The 7,758-nt window shown below is 70.5% G+C and carries 10 protein-coding genes and 1 pseudogene; 6 read left to right on the top strand and 5 right to left on the bottom strand.

Translation table 11 applies throughout. The features are described from left to right. Positions 1-94 precede the first annotated feature (94 nt). Positions 95-289, top strand: a pseudogene (locus ABZY11_RS26285) (hypothetical protein); the annotation flags it as partial. Positions 290-308: 19 nt separating this feature from the next. Here the strand turns inward: ABZY11_RS26285 and ABZY11_RS26280 are convergent. Both ABZY11_RS26280 and ABZY11_RS26275 read right to left on the bottom strand, forming a co-directional pair. After that, complete coding sequence (locus ABZY11_RS26280; RefSeq protein ID WP_356481493.1) at positions 309-551, bottom strand: hypothetical protein; 243 nt, start codon at positions 549-551, stop codon at positions 309-311. Beyond that, positions 548-796, bottom strand: coding sequence for a hypothetical protein (locus ABZY11_RS26275; RefSeq protein ID WP_148837165.1), 249 nt, complete (start codon positions 794-796; stop codon positions 548-550). The genes ABZY11_RS26280 and ABZY11_RS26275 overlap by 4 nt, the downstream gene beginning before the upstream one ends. Before the next feature lie 253 nt (positions 797-1,049). Between ABZY11_RS26275 and ABZY11_RS26270 the strand changes: the two genes are divergently transcribed. Together ABZY11_RS26270 and ABZY11_RS26265 are read left to right on the top strand one after the other, a co-directional pair. Then, positions 1,050-1,547 carry a hypothetical protein gene (locus ABZY11_RS26270; protein ID WP_356481492.1) on the top strand — a complete coding sequence of 166 codons (498 nt, stop codon included), beginning with the start codon at positions 1,050-1,052 and terminating at the stop codon, positions 1,545-1,547. Between the two features lie 56 nt (positions 1,548-1,603). Further along, positions 1,604-2,023 (top strand): hypothetical protein, encoded by a 420-nt coding sequence (locus ABZY11_RS26265; protein ID WP_356481491.1) that lies wholly within the window; start codon positions 1,604-1,606, stop codon positions 2,021-2,023. Positions 2,024-2,093: 70 nt separating this feature from the next. Here ABZY11_RS26265 and ABZY11_RS26260 read toward each other — a convergent pair whose 3' ends face one another. Next, a complete protein-coding gene (locus ABZY11_RS26260; RefSeq protein ID WP_356481490.1) occupies positions 2,094-2,855 on the bottom strand; it encodes a phosphoglyceromutase in 762 nt (253 codons plus the stop codon). 207 nt (positions 2,856-3,062) lie between these two features. On the opposite strand from ABZY11_RS26260, the gene ABZY11_RS26255 reads away from it, so the two are divergent. Next, a complete protein-coding gene (locus ABZY11_RS26255; RefSeq protein WP_356481489.1) occupies positions 3,063-4,394 on the top strand; it encodes an MFS transporter in 1,332 nt (443 codons plus the stop codon). A 97-nt stretch (positions 4,395-4,491) separates the two neighbouring features. Here ABZY11_RS26255 and ABZY11_RS26250 read toward each other — a convergent pair whose 3' ends face one another. Both ABZY11_RS26250 and phoU read right to left on the bottom strand, forming a co-directional pair. Further along, the gene (locus ABZY11_RS26250) at positions 4,492-4,641 is read right to left on the bottom strand and encodes a hypothetical protein (protein ID WP_177328251.1); all 150 of its coding nucleotides are present in this window, start codon (positions 4,639-4,641) and stop codon (positions 4,492-4,494) included. A 184-nt stretch (positions 4,642-4,825) separates the two neighbouring features. After that, positions 4,826-5,503 carry a phosphate signaling complex protein PhoU gene (gene phoU / locus ABZY11_RS26245; RefSeq protein ID WP_266359288.1) on the bottom strand — a complete coding sequence of 226 codons (678 nt, stop codon included), beginning with the start codon at positions 5,501-5,503 and terminating at the stop codon, positions 4,826-4,828. A 198-nt stretch (positions 5,504-5,701) separates the two neighbouring features. Between phoU and ABZY11_RS26240 the strand changes: the two genes are divergently transcribed. Both ABZY11_RS26240 and ABZY11_RS26235 read left to right on the top strand, forming a co-directional pair. Further along, positions 5,702-6,973, top strand: a complete 1,272-nt coding sequence (locus ABZY11_RS26240; protein WP_356481488.1) for an ATP-binding protein — start codon at positions 5,702-5,704, stop codon at positions 6,971-6,973. Then, positions 6,970-7,650: a response regulator transcription factor gene (locus ABZY11_RS26235; RefSeq protein WP_356481487.1), complete on the top strand. Its 681-nt coding sequence runs from the start codon at positions 6,970-6,972 to the stop codon at positions 7,648-7,650. Before ABZY11_RS26240 ends, ABZY11_RS26235 begins: the two co-directional genes overlap by 4 nt. The last annotated feature ends 108 nt before the right edge of the window (positions 7,651-7,758 follow it).

Below are 7,758 nucleotides of genomic sequence, written 5' to 3'. Positions count from 1 at the left end.
TCCCCGAGCATGTGGACGACAAGTGGGACAAGTACTGGCGGACCCACAGCGTGGACAAGGACGGCAGGATCATCGAAGTCCCCGCCGGTTCCTAGGCGAGTACCCCGTCATGACGATCGGGGCCACCGGATCGGCCTGTGTGCCCGACGACGAGGACCCGCCGAAGGGGTACGTCCGGTACCCGGAGGGCAAGGTCCCCGAGCATGTGGACGACAAGTGGGACAAGTACTGGCGGACCCACAGCGTGGACAAGGACGGCAGGATCATCGAAGTCCCCGCCGGTTCCTAGGAGTCGGGCCGGCACCGGTTCAGGGCAGCGGGACGAGCCTCACCACGGTGACGATCAGGACGGTCCCGGAGACGTAATAGAGCACGATCGCCCCGGCGACCGTCGCCTCGCGGCGGTCGCGCTCGCTCTTGACGGCCGACGAGCCGTGTCCGTACGGGTCGAGGCCCAGGGTGCGGGCCATCTCGGCGCGGAAGGTCTCGCCGTCGCGCATCTTGGCCAGGGAGTCGTCGGCGGGCGGTGCGTAGGAGATGCGGAAGCTCAAGCGACGCTCCGCCTCTCGGCCTCGTCCTGCGCCAGCCGGTCCAGGATCTTCTCGGCCTCCGGATCGGGTACGGCCTCCAGCATCCAGTGCCGCATGACCGCCTGGATCTCGCCCACACCGGCGTCGTTGATGGCGCGGTCGAACTCCTCGCGTCTCTCCTCGGGCAACGCGGCACGGATGGCCGGAATGCTGTTGGGCACGTCGACTTCGGCGCCGCCGACAAAGGTCTTCAGGGTTTCGCCCATGATTGCTCTCCCCGTTCTCCTTGCTCTCGCCGCACGGCCCGTCCGGTCGGCTCCGCCGGTGCGCGGGCCGGTGCTCGGGCCACGGTAGCGCCAGGGCCGACGACGAACACGGAAGCCCACGCGATACGTTCGCCCCGTGACAGCGACATCATGGGACATATTGTTGATCGGTGGGGCTTCAGGTGTCGGCAAGAGCCGGGCAGCGGCCCAACTGGCCGATGAATCCGGTGAATCGGACGGGCCAAAGGGGTTCGTGGTCGAGTTCGACGACGTAGTCAGCGCCGTCGAGGCCATGACGACGGCCGAACACCACCCCGCACTCCATCACTTCGACGGCATCCCCGACACGGCACAGCTGACAGTCGATCAGGTGCTGGATCTCCAGATCGCCACCGCCAGGGCCCTTGAGCCCGCGGTGCTGGGCGTGGTCCGCAACCGTCTGACCGTCGACGTACCCGCCGTGATCGAGGGCGACTACCTCACCCCGGCCGCCGCGGCGGAAGCGATCCGCGAGGGACGGGCGGCCGGCCGCCGGGTGCGGGCGGTGTTCCTGCACGAGGGCGACCCGGACCGGATCACCGCCAACTACGCCTCCCGGGAGCCCGACAGCGGCGAACAGCGGCACCGGGCGCAGGTCAGCGCCGCGTACTCGCACTGGCTCGCCGACCAGGCGGCCCGGCACGGACTGCCGGTGGTCGAATGCCGCCCCTGGGACGGCCTCGCGGGGCGCGTGGAACGGGCGTTGGGGTAGGGCCTGCCCGGCGGATCGAGGCGGGCGTTGTCATACCCCCGCCATACGCTCGGACCATGAGCGTTTCCATCTACTACAGCGCCCGCCGGGCACAGCCGCTGACCGGGGCCGAGTCGGCCACCGTCGAGCGCGTGGTCGCCGCGCGCGCTCAGTCGTTCCCGTACGACGACGAGGAGAGCCTGTATCTGTACGGCGGTGACGACGGCGAGGACGGCGGTGACGACGGCGAGATCCTCGCCGGCTCCACGAAGCTGCCGAGTGATCCCGGCCGGTGGCTGCCGGTGACAGCCCATGTGCTCGACTCCGTCACCGAGCTGCGCCGCGCCGTCGGGGGAGCCGAGTGGCACGTCCACATGGACGACGTCGACGTCCCGTGGGACGAGAAGGAGGGGTACGCCCTGCCGGGCATGCGGGACGCCGCACTGATCGCCGAACTCGGCGGCCTCTGCGACAACCCGGACGAACAGGGCGGGTGAGGGGAAGGGAAGAAGCCGGGAGCCCCTTGCACGCGGGGCAACCGCATGCAAGGGGCTCGTCCGGTGCCGGCTACTTCTTCTTGCCCTGGTTCTTCACGGCCTCGATGGCGGCCTTCGCCGCGTCCGGGTCGAGGTACGTGCCGCCCGGCTTCAGCGGGCGGAAGTCGGCGTCCAGCTCGTAGACGAGCGGGATGCCGGTCGGGATGTTCAGGCCCGCGATGTCGGCGTCGGAGATGCCGTCGAGGTGCTTGACCAGGGCCCGGAGGCTGTTGCCGTGGGCGGCGACCAGGACCGTCTTGCCGCCGAGGAGGTCCGGGACGATGCCGTCGTACCAGTACGGCAGCATGCGGACGACGACGTCCTTGAGGCACTCGGTGCGCGGGCGCAGCTCCGGCGGGATCGTCGCGTAGCGCGGGTCGTCGCTCTGCGAGAACTCGGTGCCGTCCTCCAGGGCGGGCGGCGGGGTGTCGTAGGAGCGGCGCCAGAGCATGAACTGCTCCTCGCCGAATTCGGCGAGCGTCTGCGCCTTGTCCTTGCCCTGCAGGGCGCCGTAGTGGCGCTCATTCAGCCGCCAGGTGCGGTGGACCGGGATCCAGTGGCGGTCCGCGGACTCCAGCGCGAGCTGCGCGGTGCGGATGGCGCGCTTCTGGAGGGAGGTGTGCAGGACATCGGGGAGCAGACCGGCGTCCTTGAGCAGCTCACCGCCGCGGACTGCCTCCTTCTCGCCCTTCTCCGTGAGGTTGACGTCCACCCAGCCGGTGAACAGGTTCTTCGCGTTCCATTCGCTCTCGCCGTGGCGGAGGAGGATCAGCTTGTACGGTGCGTCGGCCATGGGCCCGAGCGTAATCGAACCGCTGTGGGCTCCGTGCGGCCGGTCACAGGGCGGACAGGAGGGGCGGGGCGGACGGCCAGGGGCGGGGACAATTGACGGCAGGCGTCAATTGACTGGCGGAGCGGAATCCGGGATTCGTAATGTCGGACAGCTGCCGGGCCTCTTACCGGCAGTGTCCGTTCCGCATTGTCCCCGGGGGGATTCCGTATGTCTGTCACCGGTCTCAGACGGGCCGCACGCGAATCCGTGTCCGGTCTCCCCAGGCAGTTCTGGTGGCTGTGGACCAGCACGCTGGTCAACCGTCTCGGAGCGTTCGTCGCCACGTTCATGGCGCTGTACCTGACCCTGGACCGGGGCTACTCGGCCTCGTACGCCGGTCTGGTCGCCGCGCTGCACGGGCTCGGCGGGGTCGTCTCCTCGCTCGGGGCGGGGGTGATGACCGATCGGCTCGGCCGCCGGCCCACCATGCTCATCGCGCAGACGTCGACGGCCGTGTCCGTGGCCGTCCTCGGGTTCATGGTCCACCCGGTGGCGATCGCGGCGGTCGCCTTCGTCGTCGGCATGGCCAGCAACGCGTCGCGGCCCGCCGTGCAGGCCATGATGGCCGACATCGTCCGGCCCGAGGACCGGGTGCGGGCCTTCTCGCTCAACTACTGGGCCATCAACCTCGGCTTCGCCGTCTCGTCGGCCGGCGCCGGGTTCGTCGCCGAGTACAGCTATCTCGCCGGGTTCCTCGGCGAGGCCGCGATGACGCTGGTCTGCGCCGTCGTGGTCTTCATGAAGGTGCCCGAGTCGCGGCCGGAGAAGCCGGAGAAGTCGGTGGTGTCCGGACGTGCGGTCGACGACGGTGCGGACGAGGTCCGGCTCTCCACTGTGCTGCGCGACGGCCGGTTCATGAGCGTCGTCGGGCTGTCCTTCGTCATCGCCCTGATCTTCCAGCAGGGGTACGTGGGGCTGCCGGTGGCCATGGGGGCGGACGGGTTCTCCAGCTCCGACTTCGGTACCGCGGTCGCCGTCAACGGGGTGCTGATCGTGGTGCTCCAGATCCCCGTCACCCGCTTCATCCAGCACCGCGACCCGCGCCGGCTGCTCATCGTGTCGTCGCTGCTGGCGGGATACGGATTCGGGCTGACCGCGTTCGCCGGGTCGGTCGCCGTGTACGCGCTGACCATCTGCGTCTGGACGGTCGCCGAGATCGTCAACGCGCCCATCCAGAGCAGCCTGGTCGTCCGGCTGTCGCCCGCCCGGGGCCGGGGCCGCTACCAGGGCATGTACACGATGTCGTGGTCCGCGGCCGCGCTGATCGCGCCGCTGATGTCGGGCCTGGTGATCGACCGGTTCGGGGCACCGTGGCTGTGGGGCGCGTGCGCCGTGCTGGGGACCGGGGCCGCGCTGGGGTACTGGCTGCTGATGCGGAACCTTCCGGGGGAGGACGGAACGGCGGCGGCAGAGGGAAGCCGGGTCGCGGAGAGCGGCGGGGGAGAGCCCGCTTCCGGGGCCGAGGCCGCCTCCGGCACCGCCGTCGAGCGGGCGGGCTGAGAGCCCCTCCGCCCCGCACACGGCGGCGCCCCGCGCGAAGGAGACCTGTCTCCGCGCGGGGCGCCCCCGGGCCTGTCCGGCATTCCGCGGCGGCCGGTCAGCCGCAGCAGCCACCGCACTGGCACGGGGCCCCGGACTGGCAGCCGCAGCCGCAGCCCGAGCCGCAGCCGCAGGCGCCGAGCAGGGTCAGGTGCACCACCTCGGCGGGCGCCTCCTGCTGAGGGTCGGTCGTGGGGGAATCGGCCATGGTTCCTCCTCAAGGCGTACAACAGGGCCGTACGCCACAACGACGCGCGTACGACCGGGGCGTACGGACAAGGCGTGCCGCCCCACCCCATTTCATGCCCACCCCGGCGGGCGCATCAACGGCGCACATGCGCAGAGACACTTGTGCGACCCGATGTGCCCACGCGCGCCCGCACGCGCCGCGCTTACGCGCCCTCCACCGACGTCTGCTGCTGGATCTCGTCGGCGTGCTCGCCCGTCACCAGGTAGACGACCCGCTTGGCGACCGACACCGCGTGGTCCGCGAAGCGCTCGTAGTAGCGGCCGAGCAGGGTCACGTCGACGGCGGTCTCGATGCCGTGCTTCCAGCGGTCGTCCATCAGGTGCTGGAACAGCGTGCGGTGCAGCAGGTCCATCTCGTCGTCGTCCTGCTCCAGCTGGAGCGCCAGGTCGACGTCCTTGGTGATGATCACCTCCGCGGCCTTGGCCATCAGGCGCTGCGCCAGCTGCCCCATCTCCAGAATGGTGGCGTGCAGGTCGTGCGGCACCGCCGACTGCGGGAACCGCAGCCGGGCCAGCTTGGCGACGTGCTGGGCGAGGTCGCCCGAGCGCTCCAGGTCGGCGCTCATCCGCAGGGAGGTGACCACGATGCGCAGATCCGTCGCCACGGGCTGCTGACGGGCGAGCAGGGCGATGGCCCGCGCCTCCAGGTCGTGCTGAAGGTCGTCGACCTTCTGGTCCGCGGCGATCACGCTCTCCGCGAGCTTGAGATCGGCATCGAGCATGGACGTCGTCGCCCGGCCGATCGCCGACCCGACGAGGCGGGCCATCTCGACCAGCCCTTCTCCGATCGAGTCGAGTTCCTCGTGGTACGCGTCACGCATGGAAGTCCCTCTCCAGTCCTCTGTGTAAGGCCGGGGCCAGGTTCGAACCCCACGCTGCCACCCTGAGCGGCGTACGCGTCGGCTTCCGGCCGCCCAAGTGAACCAACCCTTGCTCCTCGGTGAACTCTGGGCGACGAGTGTTCGGATACGCACTCGGATGGCTGGGAGAGTCCTCCGGGACCCGCATAACCTTGACGTATGGACGTGAACGCGGCAGTCGCCGCAGCTGCGGCGATCGGCGGTGCGTGTACCGGCGTGATCGCCATGCTCGCGTTCCGCTGGAGCGAGCGCGACCAGAAGAAGCCGACGCGGACCTCCATGCGGCCCGACAGCAACGCACCCCTGCCGCCCGGGGTGGACACGGTCCTGTCCGTGCTCAGCTCCTCGGCGGTCGTGCTCGACGAGAGCGACAGCGTGGTCAAGGCCAGCTCCGCCGCCTATGCGCTGGGACTGGTCAGGGGCGGGCGGCTCGCCGTCGACGCGATGCTGAACATGGCCAGGGACACCCGCCGCGACGGTGAGATACGCCAGGTCGAACTGGACCTTCCGCGGCGCGGCACGGGCCGCGGCGAGGCCCTCGCGGTCTCCGCCCGGGTCGCCCCGCTCGGCTCCCGGCTGGTGCTCCTGCTGGTCGAGGACCTCACCGAGGCCCGCCGGATAGAAGCGGTACGGCGCGACTTCGTCGCCAATGTCAGCCATGAGCTCAAGACCCCGGTCGGCGCGCTCTCGCTGCTCTCCGAGGCCGTGATGGACGCCTCCGACGACCCGGAGGCGGTGGAACGCTTCGCGGGCCGGATGCAGATCGAGGCGACCCGGCTGACCAACCTCGTACAGGAGATCATCGACCTCTCGCGGGTGCAGAACGACGACCCGCTGGAGGACGCCGAGCCGGTCCGGGTGGACGAGCTGGTGGCCGAGGCCATCGACCGCTGCCGCCAGCAGGCCGGCTCGAAGCAGATCACCATGGCGGCGGGCGGCACCGCGGAGCTCCGTATCTGGGGCAACCGCGGCCAGCTCGCCGCGGCGCTCGGCAATCTCGTCGAGAACGCCGTCAACTACAGCCCCGCCCGCACCCGAGTGGGCATCGCCGCCAGGCGACTGTCCGTGCCCGGCGGGGACCAGATCGAGATAGCCGTGACCGACCAGGGCATCGGCATCTCGGAGAAGGACCGCGAGCGGGTCTTCGAACGCTTCTACCGCGTCGACCCGGCCCGCTCACGGGCCACCGGTGGCACCGGCCTCGGCCTCGCCATCGTGAAGCACGTGGCCGCCTCGCACGGCGGGGAGGTCACGGTCTGGAGCTCGGAGGGACAGGGCTCCACCTTCACCCTGCGGCTGCCCGAAGCGGGCTCCGTACGGGAACGGGACCGCAGCTCGGGACCGCCCGTCGTCAACGGCGACGAGGGCCCCCATGGACCCGCTCACCCCGACACCCTTGAACCATTCCCTGCCCCGGAGGTCCTTCCGTGACCCGAGTGCTCGTCGTCGAGGATGAGGAATCCTTCAGCGACGCCCTGTCCTACATGCTCCGCAAGGAGGGCTTCGAGGTCGCCATCGCGGCCACGGGCCCGGACGGGCTTGACGAGTTCGAGCGCAACGGCGCCGACCTCGTGCTGCTCGACCTGATGCTGCCGGGCCTGCCCGGCACCGAGGTCTGCCGTCAGCTGCGCAGCAGGTCCAATGTCCCCGTGATCATGGTCACGGCGAAGGACAGCGAGATCGACAAGGTGGTCGGCCTGGAAATAGGAGCCGACGACTACGTGACCAAGCCGTTCTCCTCGCGGGAGCTGGTCGCCCGCATCCGCGCGGTGCTGCGCCGCCGCGGCGAGCCGGAGGAGATCACCCCGGCCGCCCTGGAGGCGGGCCCGGTGCGGATGGACGTGGACCGCCACGTCGTCACCGTCGCCGGTGGCAAGGTCGACCTCCCGCTCAAGGAGTTCGACCTGCTGGAGATGCTGCTGCGCAACGCGGGCCGGGTGCTGACCCGCATGCAGCTGATCGACCGGGTGTGGGGCGCGGACTACGTGGGTGACACCAAGACCCTCGACGTCCACGTCAAGCGGCTGCGCGCCAAGATCGAGCCCGACCCGGGCGCTCCGCGGTTCCTGGTGACGGTGCGGGGCCTGGGGTACAAGTTCGAGCCGTAGACCGCCAGGTGTGCGAACGGCGGAGGGCGCCCCCCACCCCCGGGGGGGCCGCCCCCCCGGGCGGGTTTTGGCGGCGGGGTTGGGGGGGGGGGGGTTTTTTTTTGGGGT

The sequence above is a fragment of the Streptomyces sp. NPDC006510 genome (assembly GCF_040611955.1).
Classification (GTDB): domain Bacteria; phylum Actinomycetota; class Actinomycetes; order Streptomycetales; family Streptomycetaceae; genus Streptomyces.
The sequence above is the reverse complement of the archived record's forward strand: the minus strand, read 5'-3'. Positions and strand labels throughout refer to the sequence as shown.